General features: G+C 64.9%; 19 protein-coding genes. 4 read left to right on the forward strand and 15 right to left on the reverse strand.

Annotation, left to right across the window (positions count from 1 at the left end; all coding sequences use genetic code 11):
* Positions 1–25: 25 nt before the first annotated feature.
* Entirely contained in the window at positions 26–1,393 is a 1,368-nt protein-coding gene (locus tag NLN62_RS18710) for an MmgE/PrpD family protein (RefSeq protein WP_254109791.1), read from the reverse strand.
* Between the two features lie 119 nt (positions 1,394–1,512).
* Here NLN62_RS18710 and NLN62_RS18715 point away from each other — a divergent pair, with 119 nt between their 5' ends.
* Positions 1,513–2,637, forward strand: coding sequence for an aromatic acid exporter family protein (locus tag NLN62_RS18715; RefSeq protein ID WP_027528359.1), 1,125 nt, complete (start codon positions 1,513–1,515; stop codon positions 2,635–2,637).
* Here NLN62_RS18715 and NLN62_RS18720 read toward each other — a convergent pair.
* The 14 genes from NLN62_RS18720 to rpsT form a co-directional block, all read right to left on the reverse strand.
* A complete protein-coding gene (locus NLN62_RS18720; RefSeq protein WP_254109792.1) occupies positions 2,634–3,944 on the reverse strand; it encodes an SMI1/KNR4 family protein in 1,311 nt (436 codons plus the stop codon). The genes NLN62_RS18715 and NLN62_RS18720 overlap by 4 nt on opposite strands.
* A gap of 95 nt (positions 3,945–4,039) precedes the next feature.
* Positions 4,040–4,690: a 2-hydroxychromene-2-carboxylate isomerase gene (locus tag NLN62_RS18725; protein WP_254109793.1), complete on the reverse strand. Its 651-nt coding sequence runs from the start codon at positions 4,688–4,690 to the stop codon at positions 4,040–4,042.
* Positions 4,687–5,184, reverse strand: coding sequence for a DUF2867 domain-containing protein (locus tag NLN62_RS18730; RefSeq protein WP_027528362.1), 498 nt, complete (start codon positions 5,182–5,184; stop codon positions 4,687–4,689). Before NLN62_RS18730 ends, NLN62_RS18725 begins: the two co-directional genes overlap by 4 nt.
* On the reverse strand, positions 5,181–6,569 hold the full coding sequence (locus tag NLN62_RS18735) for an MATE family efflux transporter (RefSeq protein ID WP_254109794.1): 1,389 nt from the start codon (positions 6,567–6,569) through the stop codon (positions 5,181–5,183). Before NLN62_RS18735 ends, NLN62_RS18730 begins: the two co-directional genes overlap by 4 nt.
* Positions 6,570–6,781: 212 nt before the next feature.
* Positions 6,782–8,077: a UDP-N-acetylglucosamine 1-carboxyvinyltransferase gene (murA, locus tag NLN62_RS18740; RefSeq protein ID WP_254109795.1), complete on the reverse strand. Its 1,296-nt coding sequence runs from the start codon at positions 8,075–8,077 to the stop codon at positions 6,782–6,784.
* Between the two features lie 383 nt (positions 8,078–8,460).
* Positions 8,461–10,896, reverse strand: a complete 2,436-nt coding sequence (gene gyrB / locus NLN62_RS18745; RefSeq protein ID WP_027527805.1) for a DNA topoisomerase (ATP-hydrolyzing) subunit B — start codon at positions 10,894–10,896, stop codon at positions 8,461–8,463.
* 285 nt (positions 10,897–11,181) lie between these two features.
* The gene (locus tag NLN62_RS18750; RefSeq protein ID WP_371260591.1) at positions 11,182–11,811 is read right to left on the reverse strand and encodes a hypothetical protein; all 630 of its coding nucleotides are present in this window, start codon (positions 11,809–11,811) and stop codon (positions 11,182–11,184) included.
* Between the two features lie 243 nt (positions 11,812–12,054).
* Complete coding sequence (locus tag NLN62_RS18755) at positions 12,055–12,852, reverse strand: hypothetical protein (protein WP_254109796.1); 798 nt, start codon at positions 12,850–12,852, stop codon at positions 12,055–12,057.
* A gap of 140 nt (positions 12,853–12,992) precedes the next feature.
* Positions 12,993–15,170 (reverse strand): hypothetical protein, encoded by a 2,178-nt coding sequence (locus NLN62_RS18760; protein WP_254109797.1) that lies wholly within the window; start codon positions 15,168–15,170, stop codon positions 12,993–12,995.
* Between the two features lie 123 nt (positions 15,171–15,293).
* Complete coding sequence (gene recF / locus NLN62_RS18765) at positions 15,294–16,430, reverse strand: DNA replication/repair protein RecF (RefSeq protein ID WP_254109798.1); 1,137 nt, start codon at positions 16,428–16,430, stop codon at positions 15,294–15,296.
* A gap of 74 nt (positions 16,431–16,504) precedes the next feature.
* Positions 16,505–16,870 (reverse strand): endonuclease domain-containing protein, encoded by a 366-nt coding sequence (locus NLN62_RS18770; RefSeq protein WP_254113540.1) that lies wholly within the window; start codon positions 16,868–16,870, stop codon positions 16,505–16,507.
* Between the two features lie 327 nt (positions 16,871–17,197).
* Positions 17,198–18,316, reverse strand: a complete 1,119-nt coding sequence (gene dnaN / locus NLN62_RS18775) for a DNA polymerase III subunit beta (protein ID WP_027527810.1) — start codon at positions 18,314–18,316, stop codon at positions 17,198–17,200.
* A 253-nt stretch (positions 18,317–18,569) separates the two neighbouring features.
* Complete coding sequence (gene dnaA / locus NLN62_RS18780) at positions 18,570–19,988, reverse strand: chromosomal replication initiator protein DnaA (RefSeq protein ID WP_254109799.1); 1,419 nt, start codon at positions 19,986–19,988, stop codon at positions 18,570–18,572.
* A 1,287-nt stretch (positions 19,989–21,275) separates the two neighbouring features.
* Positions 21,276–21,542 carry a 30S ribosomal protein S20 gene (rpsT, locus tag NLN62_RS18785; protein WP_027527812.1) on the reverse strand — a complete coding sequence of 89 codons (267 nt, stop codon included), beginning with the start codon at positions 21,540–21,542 and terminating at the stop codon, positions 21,276–21,278.
* 384 nt (positions 21,543–21,926) lie between these two features.
* On the opposite strand from rpsT, the gene NLN62_RS18790 reads away from it, so the two are divergent.
* The 3 genes from NLN62_RS18790 to NLN62_RS18800 all read left to right on the forward strand — a co-directional run bounded on the left by NLN62_RS18790 (position 21,927) and on the right by NLN62_RS18800 (position 24,022).
* Positions 21,927–22,244 (forward strand): hypothetical protein, encoded by a 318-nt coding sequence (locus tag NLN62_RS18790; RefSeq protein ID WP_027527813.1) that lies wholly within the window; start codon positions 21,927–21,929, stop codon positions 22,242–22,244.
* A 135-nt stretch (positions 22,245–22,379) separates the two neighbouring features.
* Positions 22,380–23,036 (forward strand): peptide-methionine (S)-S-oxide reductase MsrA, encoded by a 657-nt coding sequence (msrA, locus tag NLN62_RS18795; protein WP_027527814.1) that lies wholly within the window; start codon positions 22,380–22,382, stop codon positions 23,034–23,036.
* 245 nt (positions 23,037–23,281) lie between these two features.
* Positions 23,282–24,022: a polysaccharide biosynthesis/export family protein gene (locus NLN62_RS18800; RefSeq protein ID WP_254109800.1), complete on the forward strand. Its 741-nt coding sequence runs from the start codon at positions 23,282–23,284 to the stop codon at positions 24,020–24,022.
* The last annotated feature ends 639 nt before the right edge of the window (positions 24,023–24,661 follow it).

Below are 24,661 nucleotides of genomic sequence, written 5' to 3' on the forward strand. Positions count from 1 at the left end.
AGCGCCGATGCGGGGCGAGCTGGGCTTATTGCCTCCCCAGCTCCGTCGCCTTCGCCACGCGGTCGAATCGTTCCAGCGACAGGATCGCATCGGCAAATTGCTGGGCACGCGCGTTCAGCACGGGGCGTGCCAGCGTCAAGAATTTCTGCTGCATCGCCTGCGCATCCGGGAACGAGTTCGGTTCGCCCGAGGGATCGGCGTAGAGCCGCTCGTGCACGCCGTCGTCGGTGGTGATGCTCACGCGCGCGCCGAAGGGATGGACGCGGCCTTCCAGGCGGGCATCCTGCACGACGTCGAACTTGTCGGCGAGCGCATCGATTGCGGCATCGCCGAGCCTGCCATAGTCGTCCCAGCCGAAGCTGCCCTGGTCGAGGGCGAGCGCGCCGGTGAAAAACATCGAGAACTGGCCGCCGACGATCGAGCGCGGGTGCCGCTTGGTCGCGGCATCGCCGGTCAGCGTGATGCCGTTGCGATGCAGGCCGATCTCGACACGCTTGACCTGCTCGGGCGTCAAATTGTGCTCGCGCCGCATCGCGATCAGCGCGTCGATCGCGGCGTGGGTGTAGCGGCAGCTTGGATAGGGTTTGACGCCGATCTTCATGGTCTCGTAGCTCTTGCCGAGCTCGGCGACCGCTTTGTCCGGATGCGCATCATCTGTGTAGCCGACCAGGAGGCCGTGCTTGCCCTCGACCGATTCCGTCGAGCCGATGAAATCGTTGCGCGCCAGCGTCGCGGCGATCACGCCGTTCATCGCGGCGGCGCCGACCTGGTAGCGCTTGTTCCAAGCGCCGTTGAGCAGAAATTGCAGCGAGCCCGCGGCCTGGCTGCCGGAGACGCCGAAGGCCGAGATGATCTGCTTTTCGCTCAGGCCGAACAGCTTGCTAGCTGCGGCCGCCGCACCATAGGTGCCTGCGGTCGCGGTCGGATGGAAGCCGCGGGCATAATGTGAGGTCGGGTCGAGCGCGTTGCCGAGCCGGCAGCAGATCTCGTAGCCTGCGACGATCGCGGTGAGCACGTCGCGCCCGGAGGCGCCGACCATCTCGCCGACTGCGAAAGCCGCGGGCACCACCGGCGCGCTCGGATGCAGCGAGGAATCCGCATGCGTGTCGTCGAAATCGAGGGAGTGGCCGAGGGCGCCGTTGAGGAGCGCGGCGACCGCCGGCGTCCAGGTTTTGCTGTCGCCGAACACGGTGGACTCGCCCTTGCCGTCGAGCGCGAGCACCTCCAGCATCTTCAGCAGCGACGGCGTCGATTCCGCCTCGCGGCGCGCGCGAATCGCGCTGCCGAGGAAATCGAGCGTCAGCACTTTTGCGCGCTCAAGCACCTCCGCCGGAACATCCTCGTATTTCAGGTTGCAGACGAAGGCGGCGAGCGTTGCGGTTTCGTGGGCCATCGTGTTTCCTCGTTTTGGCCGGCAGGGTAGGCGGGCGGATTTTTCCTTTCAAGCCGCCTGGCGGCTTGCGGGTATCAGCTATGCTTTGGGCCGGGTTACGGGGATCGGGATATTCGACGATGGCATTCGCACGGCAGCTATACGACCGGGTTCGGTCGCGAAGGACGCAACTGGGGCTGGCGATCCGGGTCACGGTGGCGGCAACCGCGGCCTATGTGATCGCAACCGCGCTGCACCTATTGCTGCCGCTCTGGGCGGTCCTGACCTCGCTGATCGTGACCCAGATGAGCGTCGGGCGCTCGCTGAAGGCGACGCGCGACTACATGCTCGGCACGATCGGCGGCGCCATCTATGGTGGCGCCATCGCAATCCTGATCCCCTATTCGAGCGAAGCCGGGCTGTTGGGGCTTCTGGTCTTGTCGGTCGCCCCGCTCGCCTTCATCGCCGCTATCAATCCGAGTCTCAGCGCTGCGACAGTGACCGCCGTGATCGTGCTTTTGGTTCCCACCTTGCATCACTCCGATCCCATGACTTCGGCGATCGATCGCGTCAGCGAGGTCGCGGTCGGCGCGATCACGGGGCTGCTCGTCTCTTTCCTGGTGCTGCCGTCGCGCGCGATCCGGCAGATTCGTGCCGGCGCTGCGCGCCTGCTCGAGCTGATCGCCGACGCCTTCACCGAACTGCTGGCAGGCCTGACGCGCGGCCGCGACAACGACGCGCTGCATCGGATCCAGGACGGCATCGGCACCGCGATGGTGGGACTCAACGCCACTGGCGCCGAGGCCGAGCGCGAGCGCGCGGCGCGCCTGTCGAGCGGGCCCGACACCGGTCCTCTGCTGCGAACAGTGCTGCGGCTGCGCCATGATGTCGTGATGATCGGCCGCGCCACCGTGGTGCCGCTGCCGGCCGACGTGCAGGTCAGGCTCGCCGCGCCCTTGTCGGAGGTCGGTACGGTGATCGCGCAGTTCCTGCGCTCCGCGGCCGCGGCGCTGCGGGCCGGCGCCGGTGCGCCGCCGATCCATCCCGTGCACGTTGCGCTGCAGACCTACGCCGATGCGGTCGCCGCCGTTCGTCGCGACGGCCTGATCCGCGGCCAGCCCGGCGATACCGCCGAGCGCTTCTTCGCGCTCGGCTTCTCGCTGGAGCAGATGCACCAGAATCTCAGCGACCTCGATCGCGTCATCGGCGAGTGGTCGGAGGCGGCGGCGGACAAGCCGGCGCGGGTTGCGGATCAGTCGAGCTAGATGTTGAGGAAGCCGAGGGTCAGCTTGTCGCGCTGCTCGATTCCCTGAATGAGGGCTGCGAGCGCTGCATCAAAATTCGGTTCCGGCCTCTCCAGCTCCCAGGCGCCGTCATGATCCCAGCGATAGCACCAGCCGTAGCGCTCGCCCGGTTCGAGATGGAGCAGAAGGCAACGGCTGGCCTGTGCCGGCTCGGCTACGGGCAGCAAGTGCCGGAGCGAAACGCCGTATTCCGCGCGGAAATGCGCGACGGCCTCCTCGAGCTGCTCGGCGTCCGCGAAAGAGACAAAGCTGAGAATGTTGCTGCGCTGGGTGGCGAGATCCGCAGGCCGATAGAAGCGAAGCTCGGCGGAGTCCTCGGGCAGCCGGACCAGGAGCTCGGTCTCGCCGCGCGACAGCAGGAATTTGCGATAGTCGTCCGGTAGCTGAAGGCCGAGCTCGGTTTCCGCCTTGCGCACCTCTTCTTCGCGCGCGGGTTCAGCGGTCTTCCAGCGCCACTGTCCGTTTGCGTCCGCTTTGCGCCGCGCTTCGTAGTCGGCGTAACCGGGCAGCGCCATGATGTCCTCATAGCCGCCATAGCGTGACCGGCGATAGGCATCGTCGAAGGCATCCTCCGTGCGCTCCGGAAAATAGACGCAGAGGATGACGGCGCGCTGCAGGATGCGCTTGTGATTGGCCGCGACCCTGCAGGCCCGCTCGATCGCCGCGAGTCCGGCCGATGGATTGCCCGCGCGCACATAGGCGTCGCTGAGCGATTCGAGGATACGCCCCTCCAGCTCGCTCTCGTAAATCGACCAGGCGTAATGCGGTTGTTCTGCGGCACGCCGCGCAGCCAGCGTATCGCGCGCCCGTTCGGCAATGTGCAGCGTCCGTTGCGCGTCCGCATCGGCCGCGAGGCCGTGATGAGCGGCAAGCCACAGATACAGCGGCTCGTGCTCGGCCGGCGTGCCCTTCAGCGCCCGGAGATGTTTTGCCTGCTCGGCGAGCGGTGCGCCCAGTGCGGCCATCATCAGTTCGTCCAGGCCCTTCTGCCAATCCGGCTTGGCTTGCGGATCGGGCAAGAGGTTGCGCAGCGTATATTTGGTGTGGCTGGTCTCGAAATAGCCGGCGTCGACGAGCCTGGCCCCCTCGCGCCGGAACGAGGAGATCGCCACGGTGGCGTCCGAATAGGTCTCGCGCAGAAACTCGTCCGATCCGTACTCTCCCTCGCGCATGTGGATGCCGATGATCATGGGGTCGCCGCCCAGGATCAGCAGCAGCTCGCGGTCGTCATCACCAGGCGGACGATGGAAGAATTTGGCCAGATACATCGGATCTCCGAACGCGAGCAAAACGTAGGCCGGCATAGCTGCCGGCCGTCACGTCTCAGTCGCTTGCGCGGAGAAACTGGTTCACGGTCGCGGGGTTAGCGCCGCCTCAGACCCTTGCTTTGCATGCGCCAGACCAGGAGATCGATGCGGTCCTGGCCGAAGAACGGCTCGTTCTCGAAAACGAAGGTCGGCACGCCCCAATGGCCGGAGGCCGCGTGATCCCTTTCGTTGTCAGCGATCACCTGCTGGTAGCTATCAGGATCGGCGCTGATCGCCGCATCCATCGCGGCGAGATCGAAGCCGGCTTTTTCGGCGGCACGCGCGAGATGGTCGCCTTCGTTCCATCCCTCGGCCGAGCCGTCCCACAACACGCGCGCGATCGCGGAGGTAAATTCGAGCGCGCGACCCTCGAGCTGGGCCATGGCGCCGAGCCGGGTCAGGCGATGGATGTAGGGTTGCTCCGCCGCGACCTCCAGCGTCGTCCTGTCCTGTACGACCGGGTCGGGACGGGGAAAGCGGAACGGAATGTTCTCGTGCTGAGCCACGCGGCTGCTGTCAAGGATGACATAGGGGATGAACTGCCGGTTGGTTCTCTTGAAGAAGCCGGGCACGCGCACCGCGAGCGGATAGACCGGCCGCAGGTTCACCGTGAGATCATAGCCCGCGACGAGTTTCAGCGTTCTGGGCAGCGCCAGATAGCTGTAGGGACTTCGGAAGGAGAAGAAGAGGTCGACTGAGAGGGTCATCGGACTGCCTCCACGATCCGCCCCATCATGCTGCGGACCACCAGCTTGTGGAAGGGCATGATCAGCGTGAGATAGCTTCGGCCGAGCAGATTATGTGTCCGCACCAGCGTGGTCGAGGTCACCTGCTTCTGCTTCTGCTTCTGCGTCGCGTCGCCGGCGACATCGACCACGATGCGGAAATCGAGATGATAGTCATCGAAGCCGGCGACGAGTCGCTCCGGCGTTTCGCTGACCACCGGAAACAGCCCGATCAGGCCTCCCGGCGCCGGCGCGCCTTCGCCCGACGTCTTGAGCCCGAACGGCGTCACCAGGATGTTACGCAGGCGCAGCAGCGCATCGATCCAGCGCGGTCCGTGCAGCACCATTCGGACACAGGCCTCGCGGGCGGTAAGCACCTTCCCGCCGATCTCAACGCGATGGGCGTCGATGAATTGCGCGCCGGCAAGCAGTGCGTCGGCGTCGACCTCTGGGGTAACTTCGCGGACGGGCGTCATTCCCCCAATCTGCGCGCCAGCCGCTGGAAGCGCAAGATCAGAAGGGCGGCGTAGACGAAGGTCCCGAGCGACAGCCCGATCCAGACGCCGACCGCGCCGAGATGGATGTTGAAGGCGAGCAGCCAGGCACTCGGGAAGCCGACGCACCAATAACCGATGATGGCGAAGACGAGCGTCATCGTTGTGTCGTTGAGGCCGCGCAGCGCCCCGCCCATGATGGTCTGCAGACCGTCGGCGATGAAGAAGGTCGAGCCGACCAGGAGCAACGTCGCGGTCAGCTCGATCGTCTCCGAGCTCGTCTCGCCACCGCCGAAGAACAGCCGCGCCAGCGCATATCGGCCGATCACGATGGCAAGCGTTAGCGCCGCGACGAGCGCAACTCCGAGCAGCGCCGCGACGAGGCCTGCGCGCTGCACCGCCGCCGGCTCGCTGCGGCCAAAGGCGTGTCCGACCCGCACTGTCGCCGCCATGCCGATGCCGAGCGGGATCATGAACAGCACGGCGGTAACCTGGAGCGCGACCTGATGGGCGGCAAGCGCGGTCGTGCTGATCAGTCCCATCAGAAGCGCGGCCGAGGAGAACATGCCGTATTCCATCAGCAGCGCAAACGAGATCGGCGCGCCGATCGCGATCAGCTCGCGCGTCAAGGGCCAGTCGCCACGCCAGAGGTGTACGAGCGGATGATAGTCCGAAAACGGCTTTCGAAACGCGACGATGGCCAGCGCTGCGAAGAAGGTGCCGAAGTTGATGAGCGTGGTCGCGAGCCCTGCGCCGAGCAGGCCGAGCTGCGGCAGGCCGAACAGGCCGTGGATCAAGAGATAGACCAGCACCGCATTGGCGGGGATCGCGGCAAAGGTGATCCATAGCGGCGGTTGCGGCCGGTTCACGGCGCCCATGAATCCGCGCAGCGCAATGAAGCCGAGCGCCGGTGCGATGCCCCAGGCAAGCCCGAACAGATAGCGCTGCGCCAGCGCGGCCGAATGCGGCGTCTGTCCGAGCGCCAGCAGGATCTCTTCGCCATAGAGCGGGGAGGCAATCATCGGCAGCGAGATGAGCAGCGCGACCCATAGCCCGACGCGCAGGGAGCGCCGGATGCGCCCGACGTCTCCGGCGCCAAAGGCCTGTGCCGCCAGTGGTGCCACGGCGGCGACGAGGCCGAGGCCGAAGGTGAAGCTGATGAAGTAGACCGTGTGTGCCAGCGCTGCGGCCGCGACCGCGTCCTGGCCGAGCCGGCCGATCAGCGCGAGGTCGGTCGTCATCATCGCGATCTGCCCGAGCTGCGTCAGCATCATCGGCACGGCCAGCCGCAACGTCTCGCCGAATTCATCAGCGAGGTGGTTGGGCGCGGCAAGCTGCTGCGACGGGCGTCGGACGGTTTCGAGCATGCCCAAGCAATAGCATCGCGTCGCGTCGAAAACATGGCCTGCGCTTTTCACCCTCTCCCCTTGTGGGAGAGGGTGGCTCGCCGAGTAGCGGCGAGACGGGTGAGGGGTCTTTCTCCTCGCGCGAATCTGTCTCAGTCGTCGTGCGGATAGATACCCCTCATCCGGCGCTTCGCACCACCTTCTCCCACAAGGGGAGAAGGGACGTCATAGCCTCAGCTCTTCCGTTCCGGCACGCGCTTGATCCTGGCGCCGAGCGCGTTCAGCCGCTCGTCGATGCGCTCATAGCCGCGCTCGATCTGGTCGGCATTGTTGATCGTCGAGGTGCCCTCGGCGCAGACCGCGGCGAGCAGCATGGCCATGCCGGCGCGGATGTCCGGCGAGATCATCGAGGCGCCGCGCAGGCGGCTGGGTCCCGCGATGATCGCGCGGTGCGGATCGCACAGCACGATGCGCGCGCCCATCGCGATCAGCTTGTCGACGAAGAACATCCGCGATTCGAACATCTTCTCGAACATCAGGATCACGCCTTCGCATTGCGTGGCGGTGACGATCGCGATCGACATCAAATCGGCCGGGAAGGCCGGCCAGGGCTGGTCCTCCAGCTTCGGCACGTGGCCGCCGAAATCGTCCTGGATCTTCAGCGTCTGGTTGGAGGGCACGATCAGGTCGTCGCCCTCGACGCGACAGACGATGCCGAGCCGCTCAAAACCCATGCGGATCGAGCGCAGATGCTCGACGCCTGCGCGGACGATGCGCAGGGGCGAGCGCGTCACGGCGGCAAGTCCGATCAGCGAGCCGACTTCGATATGGTCGGGCTGGATCGCATAGGTCGCCGAGCCGAGCGTCGCCTGCCCATGAACGATCATCGTGTTGGTGCCGATGCCCTCGATCTTCGCGCCGAGCGCAACCAGGAAATTGGCGAGGTCCTGCACATGCGGTTCGGAGGCCGCGTTGCGCAGATATGTGACGCCGTGGGCAGCCACGGCCGCAACGAGTGCGTTCTCGGTCGCGGTGACGCTCGGCTCGTCCAGGAACACGTCGGCGCCGGTCAACTTTGGCGCGCGGAATTCCAGCCGGTCGGTCGCGGTGACCTTGGCGCCCAACTGCTCCAGCGCCAGCACATGCGTGTCCAGCCTGCGCCGGCCGATGACGTCGCCACCGGGCGGCGGCAGCATCACCTCACCGCAGCGGGCGAGCAGGGGGCCCGCGAGCAGGATCGAGGCGCGGATGCGGACGCAGAGCTCGGGATCGAGATCGGCGGCGCGGATGCTCTTGGCGTGAATGACGAGCGTGTTGCGCTCGCGCCATTCGGCCGACGCGCCGACCGAGCGGATCAGTTCGACCAGCGTCTCGGTGTCGCGGATGCGCGGCACGTTCTGAAGCGTCACCGGATGTTCGGTGAGCAGGGCAGCCGCGATAATCGGCAGCGCCGAGTTCTTGTTGCCGGACGGCTCGATCGAGCCCGAGAGCCGGTGACCGCCCTCGACGATATACTGGATGGGCGCCACGTCGGTTTTCTCCGTCCTGTTGCTGTGGGGCGGGCTGCTTCGGGAGCGGAAACTACCGAGAATTGAGCAGGGTAGCAATTCTGCACTTGTCGCGGCGGGAGGCCGCTCATTGGCCCCGAACAGGCCCGCTGGACCCGGCGTTTAGAACAAGCCGATGATATTGGCCACCACATAAAGGATGACGATCAGCATCAGCACGCCCATCGCCAGGAAGGAGCCCCCTCTCCCGCTTACGGGAGAGGGGCGGGGAGAGGGTGTCTCCACAACGGGGCACTCCCCAAGAGGAGAAAGCCCTCACCCGGCGCTTCGCGCCGACCTCTCCCGCAAGCGGGAGAGGTGCAGCGACGCCGTGGCCAGCAGACATAATCCGAAGCCGCTTCGCCTCAGATATCGATCGTTGCGCTTAGCGAGTGTTCCTGGATGAAATCGCGGCGCGGCTCGACCACATCGCCCATCAGCTTGGTGAAGATGTCGTCGGCCTCGTCGACCTCCTTGACCTTCACCTGGAGTAGCGAGCGCACTTCGGTGTCCAGCGTGGTTTCCCAGAGCTGCTCCGGGTTCATCTCGCCCAGACCTTTGTAGCGCTGCAGCGTGATGCCTTTGCGGCCGGAATCGGTGACCGCCTCGAACAGGTCGACCGGGCCGTGGACGACGTGCTCGCTGTCCTTGCGTCGCAGCTTGCCGGAGCGGGCGTAGACGTCCTGGAGCTTCGTCGTGTACTCGTCGAGCTTGCGGGCCTCGGCCGAGCCGAGCAGCGCGTCGTCAATGATAGCCGCTTCCTTGACGCCACGCACGGTGCGCTCGAACAGGAAGCCCTGGCCCTCGACGAATTGCCCGACCCAGCCGCGTTCGACCTCTTCGGCCTGGTTGTCCAGCCGGCTGGCGATGTATTGCGCGGCGGCCGTGGCGTTCTCGGGATTGCCGTAGATCGACTTGTTCAGCACGCCGGTGATGGCGGCCTGCTCGACGACCTTGCGGTTATAGCGGCTGTGCAAATTGCGCAGGATGCTGCGGACGACGCGGGCGTCGTCAACCAGCGAGCGCAGGTCGCGGCCGGTGCGATCGCCGCCGGTTCCGGGAACGAACACGCAATCGTCGAGCCCGGCGTCGATCAGATAGTCCTCGAGCGCGCGCTCGTCCTTCAGGTACTGCTCGGACTTGCCGCGCGTGACCTTATAGAGCGGAGGCTGGGCAATATAGAGATAGCCGCCGTCGATGATGTCGCGCATCTGCCGATAGAAGAAGGTGAGCAGAAGCGTGCGGATGTGGGCGCCGTCGACGTCGGCGTCCGTCATCACGATGATCTTGTGATAGCGCAGCTTCTCGACCGAGAAATCGTCGCTGATGCCGGTGCCGAGCGCGGTGATCAGCGTGCCGATCTGCTCGCTCGACAGCATCTTGTCGGGGCGCACGCGTTCCACGTTGAGGATCTTGCCGCGCAGCGGCAGCACCGCCTGGAACTCGCGATTGCGGCCCTGCTTGGCGCTGCCGCCTGCCGAGTCGCCCTCGACGATGAACAGCTCGGACTTCGCCGGATCCTTCTCCTGGCAATCGGCGAGCTTGCCGGGCAGCGAGGAGACCGAGAGCGGGCTCTTGCGCGTCAGCTCGCGCGCCTTTCGCGCGGCCTCGCGGGCAGCGGCGGCCTGGATCACCTTGCCGACGATCATCTTGGCTTCGCTGGGGTGCTCCTCGAACCACGCCGCAAGCGCCTCGTTGAGCACGTTCTCGACCACGGGACGCACTTCCGAGGACACCAGCTTGTCCTTGGTCTGCGACGAAAACTTGGGATCCGGCACCTTCACCGACAGCACGGCCGTCAGGCCTTCGCGGCAGTCATCGCCGGTCAGCGCGATCTTTTCCTTCTTCGCGTTGGCCTCGGCATAGCCGTTGACCTGGCGCGTCAGCGCGCCGCGGAAGCCGGCGAGATGGGTGCCGCCGTCACGCTGCGGGATGTTGTTGGTGAAGCATAGCACGTTCTCGTGGTAGCTGTCGTTCCACCACAGCGCCGCCTCGACGCCGATGCCATTGGCTTCCGAGCGCACCATGATCGGCGAGGGCACGAGTGCCTTCTTGTTGCGGTCGAGATATTTGACGAATTCCTCGACGCCGCCGGAATAATGCATCTCCTCGCGCTTCTCGACCGCATGGCGCATGTCGGAGAGGATGATGTTGACGCCGGAGTTGAGGAAGGCGAGTTCGCGCAGGCGATGCTCGAGCGTCGCGAAATCATACTCGACGTTCTTGAAGGTTTCGGTCGAGGCCAGGAACGTCACTTCCGTGCCGCGCCTGCCCGGCGCATCGCCGACGACCTTCAGCGGCGCGACGGCATCGCCATGGGCGAACTCGATGTAGTGCTCCTTGTCGTCGCGCCAGATGCGAAGCCCGAGCTTGCTCGACAGCGCGTTGACGACGGAGACGCCGACGCCGTGCAGGCCGCCGGAAACCTTGTAGGAATTCTGGTCGAATTTTCCGCCGGCGTGGAGCTGGGTCATGATGACCTCGGCCGCCGAGATGCCTTCGCCCTTGTGGATGTCGACGGGAATGCCGCGGCCGTCGTCACGCACGGTGACGGAATTGTCGGCATTGAGGATCACGTCGACGCGCGTGGCGTGGCCCGCGAGCGCCTCGTCGATCGCGTTGTCGACGACCTCGTAGACCATGTGATGCAGGCCCGAGCCGTCGTCGGTGTCGCCGATATACATGCCCGGGCGCTTGCGGACGGCATCGAGCCCCTTGAGCACGCGGATCGATTCCGCGCCGTATTCGCTCGCGTTGGAGGGCTCGTTTTCGGCACGCGGCTGCCGAGCAGGTTCTGTCATGAGAGGCCTTCGAGGATGTCGCCCGAATCAGCAGCGCAAAGGGCGCTGATTTGGGAGGTATTTGTGCCATGAAAGAGGGATTGCGCCTAGCGCAAAGTATCCTCCCACAACCCTTTGATCAGATAGGGTTTTTTAGGCAGTTTTCAAGGCGTTCGAAGACTGATTCTGGGCGCTGCAAAAAGCCCGATTCGAGGGTGCTTTCTCGCGTCGAGAACGACCGCATTTTCCCGGTGTGACGGCGCCGGTTCCGAGGCGCCGTGGGCGCCCCGGGGAAGGCTTTGGGGTTCAGTAAATCCGGGAGGGCTTATCGCCGTTGTCTCCCCCGAGGGACCAAGCCTCGCCTGAGGCCACAGTGATGGTATTGGTGCCGACCGGATGGCCCGACACGAGCAGCTGGTAGGAATACGTGCCGGGCGGCAGATCCAGCGTTTGTGGGTGATTTTCGCCGCCCGCGATCTTGATAGTTTGATCGTTGATCGCGAGCGAAGCCACGTCCGGCACGAGATAGCCGAATATCAGCCGCGCTTGTCCGGGCAGCGGCAGGAAATTGGCCTTGGCCGCGGCCTCCGCATTCCGCTGCACCAGATCGACCGTGGTCTCGTCCTTCGCGCGACCAAGCTTCAGGGTGGCCGGCCCCTCCGGGGATTTGAACGAGAGCTCCGCCTGCTCGGCCGCAACGGCGGCGCCATCTGCCAGTTCCTGCCAGCCGCGCTTCGCCAGCTCGGTGCGGTAGAACACGAGCACGTCGCCGAACTCGGCGGGTATGCTGGCTTTGAGCGTGCGCCGGATCGGGGCCTTAACGCCGTCAGCATAGTTGGAGGTGAACGATCTGTGGCTGATCCGGGTCGGCACGGGCAGATCGACATTGGGATCGAGCTTGAGTGGTCCGGCCCCCAGCCGCGACAGGTGCTGCACCCAGCCCTCGGCCTGTGCCGGAAGCGGGCAGCTTGCGAGAAGGAAGAGGCCGCATGCAAACAGCCGCCATCGTGCTGGGGCTGTCGTCCGATGCCTTGCCGTCGTCATGCTTACTCTCCAAGGATGTCGCGCATCTTGATCTTCGCGCGACGCAGAGGCGCCGCAGCCTCTAGACGACTAGTCGCCCCACGAACCGGACAGGTTCAACCCGGCCGTTACAGGCAAAGCCGGTGGCCGTCGGGCTCAGTACAGCTGGAACAGCGACTGTACGTTCCCATCGGGTCCCACCGTAAGCTCCCAGGTGTCTTCGGCGGCAATCGTGAGGGTGTCGGCGCGGGCTGGATGGCCTGCCACGCGCAGCTCGTAGGAATACACGCCCGGCGGCAGATCCAGCCGCAGCGCGTGTTGCTGGCTGTCCGCGATCGTGATCGTCTGCTTGTCGATGGTGAGCACGGCTTCGTTGTCGCTGCTATTGGCGAAGACCAGCGCGGCCTCGCCGGGCTCGGGCATGATGTTCGACTTGGTCGCAACGTCCGAATTCTTCGCCACGAGATTGACCGAGGTGTTGCCGTTCTTGCGGCCGAGTTTCAGCAGCGCCGGCCCCTGCGGCGAGGCGAAGGCAAGCTGCGCGTGATCGGCGGCGACCACCGCGCCATCCGGCTTTTCCTGCCAGCCGAGCTTTTCGAGCTCGGTGCGATAGAAGGCGAGCACGTTGCCGAGCTTGGCGGGCACGCAAGCTTCCAGCGTGCTCCGGAGCGGCTCCTTGATTCCGTACGTCACCGTGGTGTTGAAGCCGCTGAAGCTGGATTCCGCCGGCACGGGCATGTCTTTGCCGGGTTTTGGCGTCAGCTTCTGCCAGCCGATCGCAGCCTTGATCCTGGCGAGCGGGCTCGGTGCGATACAGCCGCGATAGGCCTGCACCACGTCCACGATGCCGTCGTCGGCCCGTGCCGCAATCGGCGAGTTCGCCAGGAGGAAGAGGCCGCATGCAAACAGCCGCCACCGTGCCGGGGCTTTCGTCCGATGCCTTACCATCGTCATGCTTACTCTCCAAGGATATCGCGCCTCTTGATCTTCGCGCGATGCAGAGGCTGCGACACGGTGGCCGCAGCCTTTAGACGACTAGTCGCCCCTCGAACCGGCCTGGTTCAACCTGGCCGTTACAGGCAAAGCCGGCGGGATCAGTACATCTGGAGCGGCAGCATCTCGCCGGTCGGCCCCACCATGAGGCCCCAGGCGTCACCCGCGGCGATCGTGATGCTGTCGGTGCGGGCCGGGTGGCCGGCGACCTTCAGCGAATACTGGTACTTGCCCGGCGGCAGATCGAGCATGGGGCCCTTCGGCGATTGCGGACCGCCAGCGCCGGCGGCGATCTTGACGGTCTGCTTGTTGATCGTGAGCTGTGCCTCCTGATTGCCCATGTTGCCGAGCAGCAGCTTGGCCTGTCCGGGCTTGGGCATGATGTCCGCCTTCGTCGCGGCGTCCGGGTTCTTCTGCACCAGGTTGACCGACGTCTCACCGTTGGCGCGGCCGAGCTTCAGCACGGCTGGTCCCTGCGGCGAGGCGAAAGCGAGCTGCACGCGATCGGCGGCGACCACCGCGCCATCCGGCTTCTCCTGCCAGCCGAGCTTGGTGAGCTCGCCGCGATAGAACGCGAGCACGTCGCTGAGCTCGGCAGGCACGCTGGCTTCGAGCTCGCGGCGGAACGGCGCCTCGACGCCGGGCAATTTTGCCGTGCCAAGCGAGGTCGACGTGCGCTGCTTCGGCACCGGCAGCGCGGACTCCGGGTCCGCCTCCAGCGGCTCGGACGCTTTGGCCTGCGCGCCAGCCTGATCGCTGCCGGCCTGCTTGCCGGTGGACGCAGGCTTGGCCGCGGCCATGCGCAGGCCGGACCCGCCGGCGCTGACATTCACCTTGGCGCCCATCTGCATCACCGTGAACGAGATCGTCTTGCCGCCCTTGGCGAACTCGAGGACCGCCATGTTCGGCTGGTTGATCACCGAGGGCTGCTCCTTCCAGCCCGCCTGCTTCAGCGCTGCACGGTAGAAGGTGGTGATCGCCTTGACGCTGGAGGTGGAGTTGAATTCGAGCCGGCCGTCATCGCCCTTGAAATCCACCTCCTGAGCGTTCTCCGGCAATGGCACCGGCGTGGTGCTGCCGGCCTGCGCCTGCAACGGCGAATCGGACAGCGTAGCGGCCTGCGCCTTGCGCCTGACTTCGTCCGCGGCGATGACCTGTTTCGCCATCTGCTCCGCGTCTTTCATGAATTGGTCGTCGGCGTCCTTCTTTGCCTTGGCGCGGGCGGCCAGCACGGACTCCTTCACCTGCGCGGTCAGCGTGACCATCGTGAAATCATATTTGCGGCCAAGGTGCAGCACGCCGGCTTCCTCGGGCGAGGAGAATTTCAGCGCGACGTCATCGCCTGCGGCAAGAGGTGCATTTCCCTCTTCGGTCCAGCCGCGCGATGCAAATTCGCGATGGTAGAAAGCGAGCACGGCGGGCAGTTCGGCAAGGGCGGCGACCGTCAGCTCGCGCCGGTTCGATCGGGCATCGCCCCGGCCACTTGCGGACTTGCGAGGGGTTGGTGCCGGCAGACCGGCCATGTCCTCGGCGCGAAGATCGGTCGGCAAGGCGAACGGCGCGATCTTGATCTCGACATTGGTGCGGCCGTCGTCGCGGCGCATCAGCGTCAGCATCACCGGCTTCTGACGATAGAATCCCGTCGCGTTGTCATCGGGATGGTCGTAGAACGCGCGGACGCCGTTCGGCATGGTTTCGGTCAGGTCCGCATTCGGCCAGCTTGCGGCCGTCTCGGGCGTGAGCTTGCGCCAGCCGATGGCGGCCATTTCCTTCGTGTAGAACGCCAGCGTCGCATCGAAAGCGGTGGGCGCGATGCAGCCGAGATAGGGCCGGGTCTCGTCGAACACGAGATCGATCGCGCCGTCGGGGAAGGGCACATTCGAATAAATGCGGTCCGGGGAGTAATAGACCGCCGATTGGTCGGGGCGACCGAGCCACTGCGTGAAAGAGACCGACAGTCCCTGCCGCCCCTTCTTGAAGACGAGACCGGTATTGTTTTCGTCGAGCGGCCTGACATAAGGTACCCAGCCGTCGGCTGCGAGCATCTTCTTGACGGCAGCGCGCGTCACCGCGACCACAGTCGGCACGCCATACTGCATGCGATTGGGATCGGGGCGGGAATTGTCCTCGAACGCGCCCTCCAGCCTGGGAAGCCCGTGGACGTCGACGATGCCGTCGTCGGCCCTGGCCGAAATCGATCCGCTTGCGAGAAGAGCGAGGCCGCACGCAAACAGCCGCCATCGTGCCGGAACTTTCGCCCCGCGCCTTACCGTCGACATCGTCAAATCTCCAAGGATGTCGCGCGTCCAAAATCCTCGCGCGATTGCAACGGCTGCGACACTGCCGGCGCGGCCTCAAGAGACTAGTCGCCGGGGGAACCCGCCAGGTTCAACGGTGAGACCCTACCGGCGCGCCGTGATGCGTCCGTTCTCGACGTCGAACACCTCGCCGGAGCTGCCGATCTCGGCGAAGGCGGCCGGGTCCGCGCCGGTCAGCCACACCTGCGCGCCGAGCTTTTGCAGTTCCGCAAACAGCGCGGCGCGGCGGTTGGGATCGAGATGCGCGACGACCTCGTCGAGCAGCAAGAGCGGCGCGATGCCGGTCATCTCGGCGACCAGCGTCGCATGCGCCAGCACGAGCCCGATCAGCAGCGCCTTCTGCTCGCCGGTCGAGGCATCGCGCGCCGGCATGCTTTTCGGCGCATAGACGACCTGGAGGTCGGTCAGGTGCGGACCGTCTGTGGTGCGCCCGGCGATCGCATCACGCGGGCGGTTGCCGCGCAGGATCTGGCGGTAGCGGTCCTCGACCGAGGTCGCGGTCTCTGTGAGCAACGCGTTCTCCATCCAGCCGTCGAGCGCGATTTGCGCCGACGGGAAGGCGGAGGATTGCGCGCGGGCATTGAGCATCTCGGTCAGCTTCGCCGCGGTCTGGCCGCGCGTCGCTGCGACCGCGACCGCTAGCTCCGCGGTCTCGCGCTCAATGGCGTCGCACCAATGGTCGTCATAGTTGCGTACTTCAAGGAGCCGGTTGCGCGAGCGCAAGGATCGTTCAAGCGCCGAGATGCGGCTGGAATGCTCGCTGTCGATCGCAAGCACCAGGCGGTCGAAGAAGCGCCGCCGCTCCGAGGCCGCGCCCATGAACAGGCCGTCCATCGCCGGCGTCAGCCACACCATGCGGATGTGGTCGCCAAAGGCGCTCGCCGAGTTGACCGGCTCGCGGTCGATGCGGCAGCGCCGGCTCGCCGCGCTGTCGGCGCGCGGCGCATCGATGCCGGTGCCGAGCGTGGCAAGGCCCAGCGCGCCCTCGACCTGCGCGGAGACCGCCCAGGAGCCGTCGCCCTGATTGTCGGCGACGTCTTCCAGCGTGGCCCGTCGCAAGCCGCGGCCCGGCGACAGAAATGAGATCGCCTCGATGCAATTGGTCTTGCCCGCACCATTGGGCCCGACCAGCGCCACCATGTCAGCCGCCGTCTCGAGCCCCGCCGCCCGGTAATTGCGAAACTGCGTCAGCGTCAGGCGATGAATGCGGGAAGGAGTCATGTGGGTCCTCTTACCCTCCCCCCTTGTGGGGGAGGGTGGCGCCTCACGAAGTGAGGCGACGGGTGAGGGGTATCTTACCGCGCGCTGAGCTTTGCAAGAATGTCCTCCAATACGGCCGCGGGTTGTTGCAACACATCGTTGTTCCAGTAGCGCGCGATTTGAAACCCCTCCGTGGCGAGCGCTGCATCGCGTCTCGTGTCGCTTTGCAGTTCTGCGTGCTGACTGCCGTCGATCTCGATCACAAGCCGCTTCTCGAAGCAGACGAAATCGAGAATGTAGTTCTTGAAAGGAACTTGTCGGCGAAACTTGACAGTGGAGAGCCGGCGATCCCTGAGCAGCCGCCACATTGCGGCTTCTGCATCCGTCGGTTCTTGTCGCATCTTCTTCGCGAATTCACGCAGATGCGTGGCGGTCGGTCGATGATGCGGGTCTTGCGGCACCAACCCCTCACATCGCACTCTGTTCGTGAAGCGGCGGTGGTGTGCCTTCACCTTCTCCCACAAGGGGCGAGGGCACAGCAACGCGCATCACGTCTTTGGCGTGAGGCAAAGCCGGTGCTTCACCCTCTCCCCTTGTGGGAGAGGGTGGCTTCGCGAAGCGAAGCCGGGTGAGGGGTTGCCTCCGCATTGCAGGTGCGGAGAGAGGACCCCTCACCCGAGTGAGGTTGTGTCGACGAGCGGAGCTGCCCTCTCCCGCAAGGGGAGAGGGCACAGCAATACGCAGCGCAATCGGTTCATGAGTTTGGCGTCGACGCGGAGCCACGCGGCTCACACCCGCATCGGCATCAGCACGTAGAGTGCGCTCTTGTCGTCGCGGTCCTGGACGAGGGTCGGTGAACCCGGGTCGGCGAGCTTGAGGGTTGCGACTTCGCCCTCGATCTGGGCGGCGATGTCGAGCAGGTAACGCGAGTTGAAGCCGATATCGAGCGCATCCGAGGCGTATTCGACCTCGAGCTCTTCGGTCGCGCTGCCGGAATCCGGATTGGTGACCGACAGCACCAGCTTGCCGGCGGAGAGCGAGAGCTTCACCGCGCGGCCGCGCTCGCTGGAGATCGTCGAGACGCGGTCCACCGCGGCCTCAAAATCCTTCTTGTCGACGACCAGTTCCTTGTCGTTGTTCTGCGGGATGACGCGGCCGTAGTCGGGGAAGGTGCCGTCGATCAACTTTGAGGTCAGCACCACATTGCCGATGGTGAAGCGGATCTTGGCCTGCGACAGCTCGATCGTGACTTCGGCCTCGCTGTCCTCGATCAGGCGCTGCACCTCGCCGACGGTCTTGCGCGGCACGATCACGCCAGGCATGCCGGCGGCGCCCTTGGGCTGCACCAGATCGAGCTGGGCGAGGCGGTGGCCGTCGGTGGCGACGCCGCGCAAGGTCGCAGCCTTGGCTGAGCCCGCGGCATGCAGATAGATGCCGTTGAGATAGTAGCGCGTCTCCTCGGTCGAGATCGCGAACTGGGTGCGGTCGATCAGCCGCTTCACGTCCTTGGCGGCAAGATTGAAGGAGTGCGACATGTCGCCGGCCGCAAGATCGGGAAAATCATTCTCCGGCAGCGTCTGCAGCGTGAAGCGCGAGCGGCCGGCGCGGATCGCCAGCACCGAGCGGTCGCCGTCGCCTTCCAGCACGATCTGCGAGCCGTCGGGCAGCTTGCGCACGATGTCGTAGAACATGTGCGCCGGCACGGTCGTGGAACCGGCGGTCGCGGTTTCGGCGGCGAGCGTCTCCGTCACCTCGAGATCGAGGTCGGTCGCCTTCAGTGACAATTTCGCGCCCTCTGCGCGGACCAGCACGTTGCCGAGGATCGGGATCGTGTTGCGGCGCTCGACCACGCGGTGGACGTGGCCCAGCGATTTCAGGAGTTGCGCGCGTTCGACCGTAACCTTCATTGCACTACCCGCCCGATCCCAGGATGGAAAAGCCGGGCGGCCGAAAGCGGCGCCGCGGCACGGAAGAAACCCGACAAAGCCGGATCATCCAGCCGATATGATCAAAGCCGTCAGGGTCGCGCAAGGTGGCGCGTAAAGCCATCCGATTCAAGGGATTGGGGTGCTGTTCCCCACGATTTACATCCCGATTTTGCCCCTCGCCCCGGCGGCAAAGCCGGGACGATCGATGGCAGGTCGGAATGGCCTTAGGGGTTTATTCCTGAAGCTGGCGCTTCAAGGATTCGACCTCTTCGGACAGCGCCGCATCCTTGCTGACCAGTGCCTCGATTTTGCGCACTGCGTGCAGCACGGTGGTGTGGTCGCGTCCGCCGAAGCGGCGGCCGATCTCCGGCAGCGAGCGCAAGGTCAGCGTCTTGGCGAGGTACATCGCGACCTGCCGCGGCCGGACCACGTTGGCGGTACGGCGCGAGGACAAGAGGTCGGAGCGGCTGACATTATACTGCCGCGCCACCACGCGCTGGATGTCCTCGATCTTGATGCGCTTGGGCTCCTGCGGCCGGATCAGGTCGCGCACCTCGCGCTCGGCCATTTCCAGCGTCACCGGCTGGTTGTTGAGCTTCGAATGAGCAAGCAGCCGGTTGATCGCGCCTTCGAGGTCGCGGCCGTTATGGGTGATGGTGCGCGCCAGATAGTTCAGCACCTCCTCGGGCACGTCGAAGCTTGCATGATGGGCGCGGGCGGCTGCGACACGCGACCTGAGAATGCCAAGCCGCAAGTCTTCCCCGAGCGATCCCATCTCGACCACGAGGCCGCCGGCGAGCCGCGAGCGAACGCGATCGTCCAGGCTCTCGAGATCGGACGGCGGGCGGTCGGCCGCGATCACGACCTGGCGGCCGGCATCGATCAGCGCATTCAGCGTGTGGCAGAACTCGGCCTGCGTCGACTTGCCCTGGAGGAACTGGAGATCGTCGATGACAAGCACGTCGATGCCGCGCAGCGCTTCCTTGAAGGCGAGCGCCGTCTGCGTCTTCAGCGCAGCGACGAAGCCGTACATGAATTTTTCCGCGGTAAGGTAGAGCACCTTGCGCTCGCTACCGGAATTGCCGGCCCAGGTCACCGCCTGGAGCAGATGCGTCTTGCCGAGGCCAACGCCGGCATGGATGTAGAGCGGGTTGAACATCACGGGATCGCCGCGGCGTCCTTCCGCGACCTGGCGTGCCGCCGCATGCGCCAGCGTGTTGGCGCGGCCGACGACGAAGCTTGCAAAGGTCAGGCGCGGATCGAGCGGCGAGCCACCGAGCGCGTCATGGCTGGCGGAGACTGGCGCGGTCGCGGTCGCGCGCAGCTCGGCCGAGGAGCGGCCGTCCATGCGCTTGGCCTCGATCGGCGCCGGCGCTTCCTTGAGCGCGATGGTCGGGCGCACAGCGGTGCGCACGGTGAGGTCGATACGATGCACTTCCGGCAGCTCGGCCTGCCAGCAGGAGAGCACACGCTCGGCGTAATGCGCCTGGATCCAGCTCTTCAGGAAGCGCGTAGGGACCGACAGCCGCACGCTCTCCTCCTGCACCCCTTCGAGATCCATGCGTGCAAACCAGCTGGTGTAGACGTCCTCGCCAACGCTCGAGCGCAGCCGCCCCTTCACGCGTGACCAGCGATCCTGTTCCGATGTCATTGTTTGTAACTTTTCTTTGGAGATAAGGTTGCGTTGCGAGTGCCGTTGCAGGTTTCCTGCCACGGCACGACCTCAAGCGAGGCCATCCTGAAGGCACAGGTCATCCGTTCGGCGCGAACGCCGCGAGGCAGACCAGTGATGTCAAGAATGGAGGGTTCGCGAGGTCAGCGCGTACTCAGCGCGCAAGGACTCGCCGGAGGCTGGTCGGAGGACGAACTCGAAACGGCATCGTTGGATGAAGAGATATGATTCAATACCGCGTTACGTTCGTTCGACATGGTGCCTCCCCGTCCTGCCGTGATTGCTCACGGCAAGGTCCTGCGTGTCGCCTATGAACTTCGTGCAGGAACTCCACATTCCCAGCACGAGGCCCGCCCGTCTTTCCTAACTCGTCCGCGTGGCGCTGCCTTCGCGCTTGTCGGGCCGCCCGTCGCTGTCTCTCCGTTGCGTCTGAACGCGAACGAGACACGAATGCCCCGCTAGGAGACATTTCGACAAAGAACCACCCTTCCCATATTGCTATGGGTTTCAAACCGACAATCGCTTGGTAAAGCGTCGCCCACGTGCACACCGCCGCCGATTTGCACGCTCGCCCCGTTTCTAAAACCGCGCTGGTCTCAAGATCGTGGGCGCTGCGGACGGCTTTAAGAAATACACGATGCGCAGAGACTCGCAACGGAATTGATTCACAGTTGAGGAGCTTAAATCCTGATCTGCGTTAACGCGGCGCGGGAGTTGTTCACAGGGTCGAGAACCAAGTTTTTGAATCGCCGTGCAGAATCGAAAGCAATGCGCGTCATGTGACAATTCTCCGACAGCGCGCAAAAAAAATTTACAAAAGCGTCACGCGAGTGCCGTGTGAGCCAATTTTCCAAATGCTTCGGGGCGCTATGTGGATAAGTGATTATCGAGACATCGTTTTTCGAGTCTCGTTTTGCAGGGTAACCCTGTCTTTGCACAGCTCCCGTGGAAACTACGGTGTCCAAATGCCGAGGCAGAAATTCGTTCTGCCGCGCCACACGGGCCTTTCGCAACTGCGATGAAAGTTTCCGGTGTGACGGAATCGCCAGCAGGTAAACTACGGAAGGTAAAATAGCGCGCCGAAAAATTTTTCCAAGAGCCCATCCATCGGCGCGCTTCTGTCAAAGAGCAGGTATCAACGAACTCCGGTCGCAGGGCTCTGAAGCAAAAGCTGCGGCTCGCTCTGATATTCGTCGCGTGCAGCAACAAAAAGAAAAAGCCCGGCGCGTGCCGGGCTTCATCCGCGTTCCGCGATGTGCGGTCGGATCACTTGCCGAGCTTGGCGATCTGATGCGTCAGCCGTGACACTTTGCGGCTCGCATTGTTCTTGTGAATGATGTTGCGCTGCGCGGCACGCATCAGGGCGGGCTCGGCGTTCGCCAGCGCCTTCAGCGCGGCGGCACGATCGCCGGACTTGATCGCCTCTTCGACGGTGCGGACTGCGCCGCGCATCTGGGTGCGACGCGACTTGTTGACGGCGGTACGACGGGCAATCTTGCGCGTCGCTTTCTTGGCGGAAGTGGTGTTGGCCATAGTCTCAAAAATCCTCTGCGGTGACCGGTCGCTTCTTGCTCGGATTAGCGCCGGCTGCTTGAACCGCGAAATCGACGCTCGGTTTTAGGGTGTTCGGTTGCTAAGGCTATTCCCGGAGCTTGCGCGCCAGCCTTACGGCCATTGCCTTATACGGCTGCCTCACACGGCTCAAAGAACAGCGGCGGCGGGATTGCGCCCGCCGCCAGTTGGCGCCCTTATAGAGGGGGCCTGCGGCACCGTCAACGGCTTCGGGAGGCCGCAAAGGCCCCCCTGCCAGCCCGGGAACTGCCGTAACGTACTGACGAGGTTGAATTTCCGCTCTCGCCCCGGTATTGGCTGGCGGCGTTCGCCTCGTCCCGGCGGACGGGCATATTAAGGTGATGCATGATCCGCGGCTTTTTCCGACTGATCGGCCTGTTGCTGCTGGCTGGCGGCTTCATCTTCATGGTCTATGACGGCGCCCGCTGGGTGGCGGACCAGACCCTGCGGTTCACCCGGTTCGGCCAGTTCTGGAACGATATCCATCAGTCCAGCCAGCAGGCGTTTCGGACCTGGGTCGAGGCCAAGGCCCCCTGGCTATGGACCTCGGTGATCCGCCTGGTGCTGGACCAGCCGGTTTTCGCCGTGCTGGGCATTCTCGGCATCCTCCTGATGATCCTGTTCCGGCCGCGGAAACCCCTGATCGGCTATTCGCGGGACTGACCGCTCCTGGATAAGGAGGCGGCGTAACAGGGCTGCCTCTCCAGCCGTAAATGCCTATATTCAACTGGCATCGCGAGCACGCCGCCTCAAGCACCCCTGCTTGGGCGACGGACAGCTCGTTTCGGAGATCCGACCATGCTGTTCATGCGCAAGACCACTGCACTCCCGAGCGCAGCCGAGGCGCTGCCGGGCCGTGCGCAGCCTTTACCGACCGCCACCACCCATTTCGTCAACGGCCAGAAGCTCAAGCCGCCTTACCCCGCGGGTCTCGAGCAGGCCGTGTTCGGGCTCGGCTGCTTCTGGGGTGCCGAGCGCAAATTCTGGGAGCTCGGCGAGGGCGTCTACGTCACCGCGGTCGGCTATGCCGGCGGCCATACGCCCAATCCTACCTATGAAGAGGTCTGTTCGGGCCGCACCGGCCACACCGAGGTGGTGCTGGTCGTGTACGATCCGAAGAAGATCTCTTACGAGCGGCTGTTGAAGGCGTTCTGGGAGAACCACAACCCGACGCAAGGCATGCGCCAGGGCAATGACGTCGGCACGCAATATCGAAGCGCGATCTACACCTATAACGATGCGCAGAAGAAGGCGGCCGACGAGTCCAGTGCGCTCTATCAGAAGGCGCTCGCAGCCAAGGGGCTCAGCGCCATCACCACCGAGATTGCGCCCGCCGGCGAGTTCTATTTCGCCGAGGACTACCACCAGCAATATCTCGCCAAGAATCCGGCGGGCTATTGCGGCCTTGGTGGCACCGGCGTGTCCTGTCCGATCGGCGTCGGTGTGAGCGCGTGATCTAGCCACGAACTCGGTGCACCTCTCCCGCTTGCGGGAGAGGTCGCATTGCATCGTGAGATGCAATGCGGGTGAGGGCTCTCTACTCAAAGAGCGTTCATTGCGGAGGCACCCTCATCCCAACCCTTTCCCGCAAGCGGGAGAGGGAGCGCACCGCGCCCGTTGTCCGCATTGTCGGGCCCTACGACCCTCAACGCTTTATTAACCATAACCGGTGCAAGACTGGAGCTATCTCGGTTCAAGGGATGGCTCCAGTGCGGGTTGCGCACGCGTTTCGATTGTCGATCCTGGCAGCGTCCGCCGCGCTTGCCCTTGGCGGCTGCATGCAAACCGTCGGTCCCGTCGCGGTCGCGCAGCCGCGCAGCGATCTCGACTACATGGCCTATGGCCAGCCCGCCGGGCCGCAACCGGTCGCCGTCGTCGACAATTCCGGTGGCGGCGCCATCGGCGCGCTCCGCAATTCCTTTGCCGCAGCTCCCACGCCTGCAGCGGTCGGCTATGCCGCGCCGATGCCGGTGCGCTATGACGCGTCCTATCATCTCGATGCCGGCGACAAGCTGCGCGTCGTGGTCTACGGCCAGGAAGGTCTTACCAACACCTACGCGATCGATGCCGGCGGTGCGATCACCATGCCGCTGATCGGCGCGGTGCCGGCGCGCGGTCGCACCACGGCCGGGCTCGCCTCCGAAATCGGCGTGCGGCTGCGCAACGGCTATATCCGGGAACCGTCGGTGGCGGTCGAGATCGAGGCTTATCGTCCCTTCTTCATTCTGGGTGAAGTCGCCGCGCCCGGCCAATATCCCTACGTGCCGAACATGACGGTCGAAAGCGCCGTCGCGATCGCCGGCGGCTTCTCGCCGCGCGCCAAACGGGACGTGGTCACGGTGACCCGCAGCGATGCCGGCGGCGCGATGCGAGCCGTGGTGCCGCTCGGCACTCCCGTCGGCCCCGGCCACACCGTCTACGTCGGCGAACGCTGGTTCTGATCCTCTCTCATCACCGTCAGTCCGGGGCGCGAAGAAGTCGCGAGCCCGGAATCCATTTTGCCACGCCCTCCGAGGCGCGATGGATTCCAGGCCTGCGCCTGTCGGCGCATCCCAGCGGTGCAGTCAAAAGAGCGCGTCTGTTTATGGCTCGTTTGAGACCCATCGGACCGACGCTGAAGACGTCCGCTCATCAGGGCTGACCGGAAGGCACGAAGCGACGCGATTGACCCGAATGTATGGTCCGGCCGCGCGTTGCAAGAAGATTTCGACGACTTGGCGGTGAGCGGTCTTGCATCAATGTATCCGGCCTCTGTTTGGAGCGTTGCTCCGGACCATCATGGATATCAGCGCGCATGCGATCTGATTAGCGGTCAGGCCTCGACCGGGCCATTCGGGTCACCAGTGTTCGCATGCGCCGGGAAGACCGATCCTCCATACTCGTCTTATCTTCTCGCAGACCTCGGCGGGTAAGATTACATCGTCGATGGGTCTCTCCTCATTTCATGGCTGTTCCTTTGTTCGTGCCTGGCGGTCGTTCCTTCGTCCCGGCCTGGGCGTGCAGAACGGGCCGCGCGGAAGGGGCCGTCAAGGCTGGCCGTCGCACAGGCTTACCTCTTGCTTCCATGCTGCCAGGCCACG

Origin of the sequence: Bradyrhizobium sp. CCGUVB23 (assembly GCF_024199885.1) — a bacterium.
Taxonomy (GTDB): domain Bacteria; phylum Pseudomonadota; class Alphaproteobacteria; order Rhizobiales; family Xanthobacteraceae; genus Bradyrhizobium.

What these genes read in the sequence shown, in the direction of transcription:
- NLN62_RS18800 (WP_254109800.1), top strand. Translation starts at nt 23,282, where the DNA reads ATGGCTCCAGTGCGGGTTGCGCACGCGTTTCGATTGTCGATCCTGGCA.
- recF (WP_254109798.1), bottom strand. Translation starts at nt 16,430, where the DNA reads ATGACTCCTTCCCGCATTCATCGCCTGACGCTGACGCAGTTTCGCAAT.
- NLN62_RS18755 (WP_254109796.1), bottom strand. Translation starts at nt 12,852, where the DNA reads ATGACGATGGTAAGGCATCGGACGAAAGCCCCGGCACGGTGGCGGCTG.
- rpsT (WP_027527812.1), bottom strand. Translation starts at nt 21,542, where the DNA reads ATGGCCAACACCACTTCCGCCAAGAAAGCGACGCGCAAGATTGCCCGT.
- NLN62_RS18735 (WP_254109794.1), bottom strand. Translation starts at nt 6,569, where the DNA reads ATGCTCGAAACCGTCCGACGCCCGTCGCAGCAGCTTGCCGCGCCCAAC.
- msrA (WP_027527814.1), top strand. Translation starts at nt 22,380, where the DNA reads ATGCTGTTCATGCGCAAGACCACTGCACTCCCGAGCGCAGCCGAGGCG.
- NLN62_RS18710 (WP_254109791.1), bottom strand. Translation starts at nt 1,393, where the DNA reads ATGGCCCACGAAACCGCAACGCTCGCCGCCTTCGTCTGCAACCTGAAA.
- NLN62_RS18720 (WP_254109792.1), bottom strand. Translation starts at nt 3,944, where the DNA reads ATGTATCTGGCCAAATTCTTCCATCGTCCGCCTGGTGATGACGACCGC.
- dnaA (WP_254109799.1), bottom strand. Translation starts at nt 19,988, where the DNA reads ATGACATCGGAACAGGATCGCTGGTCACGCGTGAAGGGGCGGCTGCGC.
- NLN62_RS18730 (WP_027528362.1), bottom strand. Translation starts at nt 5,184, where the DNA reads ATGACGCCCGTCCGCGAAGTTACCCCAGAGGTCGACGCCGACGCACTG.
- gyrB (WP_027527805.1), bottom strand. Translation starts at nt 10,896, where the DNA reads ATGACAGAACCTGCTCGGCAGCCGCGTGCCGAAAACGAGCCCTCCAAC.
- NLN62_RS18790 (WP_027527813.1), top strand. Translation starts at nt 21,927, where the DNA reads ATGATCCGCGGCTTTTTCCGACTGATCGGCCTGTTGCTGCTGGCTGGC.
- NLN62_RS18715 (WP_027528359.1), top strand. Translation starts at nt 1,513, where the DNA reads ATGGCATTCGCACGGCAGCTATACGACCGGGTTCGGTCGCGAAGGACG.
- NLN62_RS18725 (WP_254109793.1), bottom strand. Translation starts at nt 4,690, where the DNA reads ATGACCCTCTCAGTCGACCTCTTCTTCTCCTTCCGAAGTCCCTACAGC.
- NLN62_RS18760 (WP_254109797.1), bottom strand. Translation starts at nt 15,170, where the DNA reads ATGTCGACGGTAAGGCGCGGGGCGAAAGTTCCGGCACGATGGCGGCTG.
- dnaN (WP_027527810.1), bottom strand. Translation starts at nt 18,316, where the DNA reads ATGAAGGTTACGGTCGAACGCGCGCAACTCCTGAAATCGCTGGGCCAC.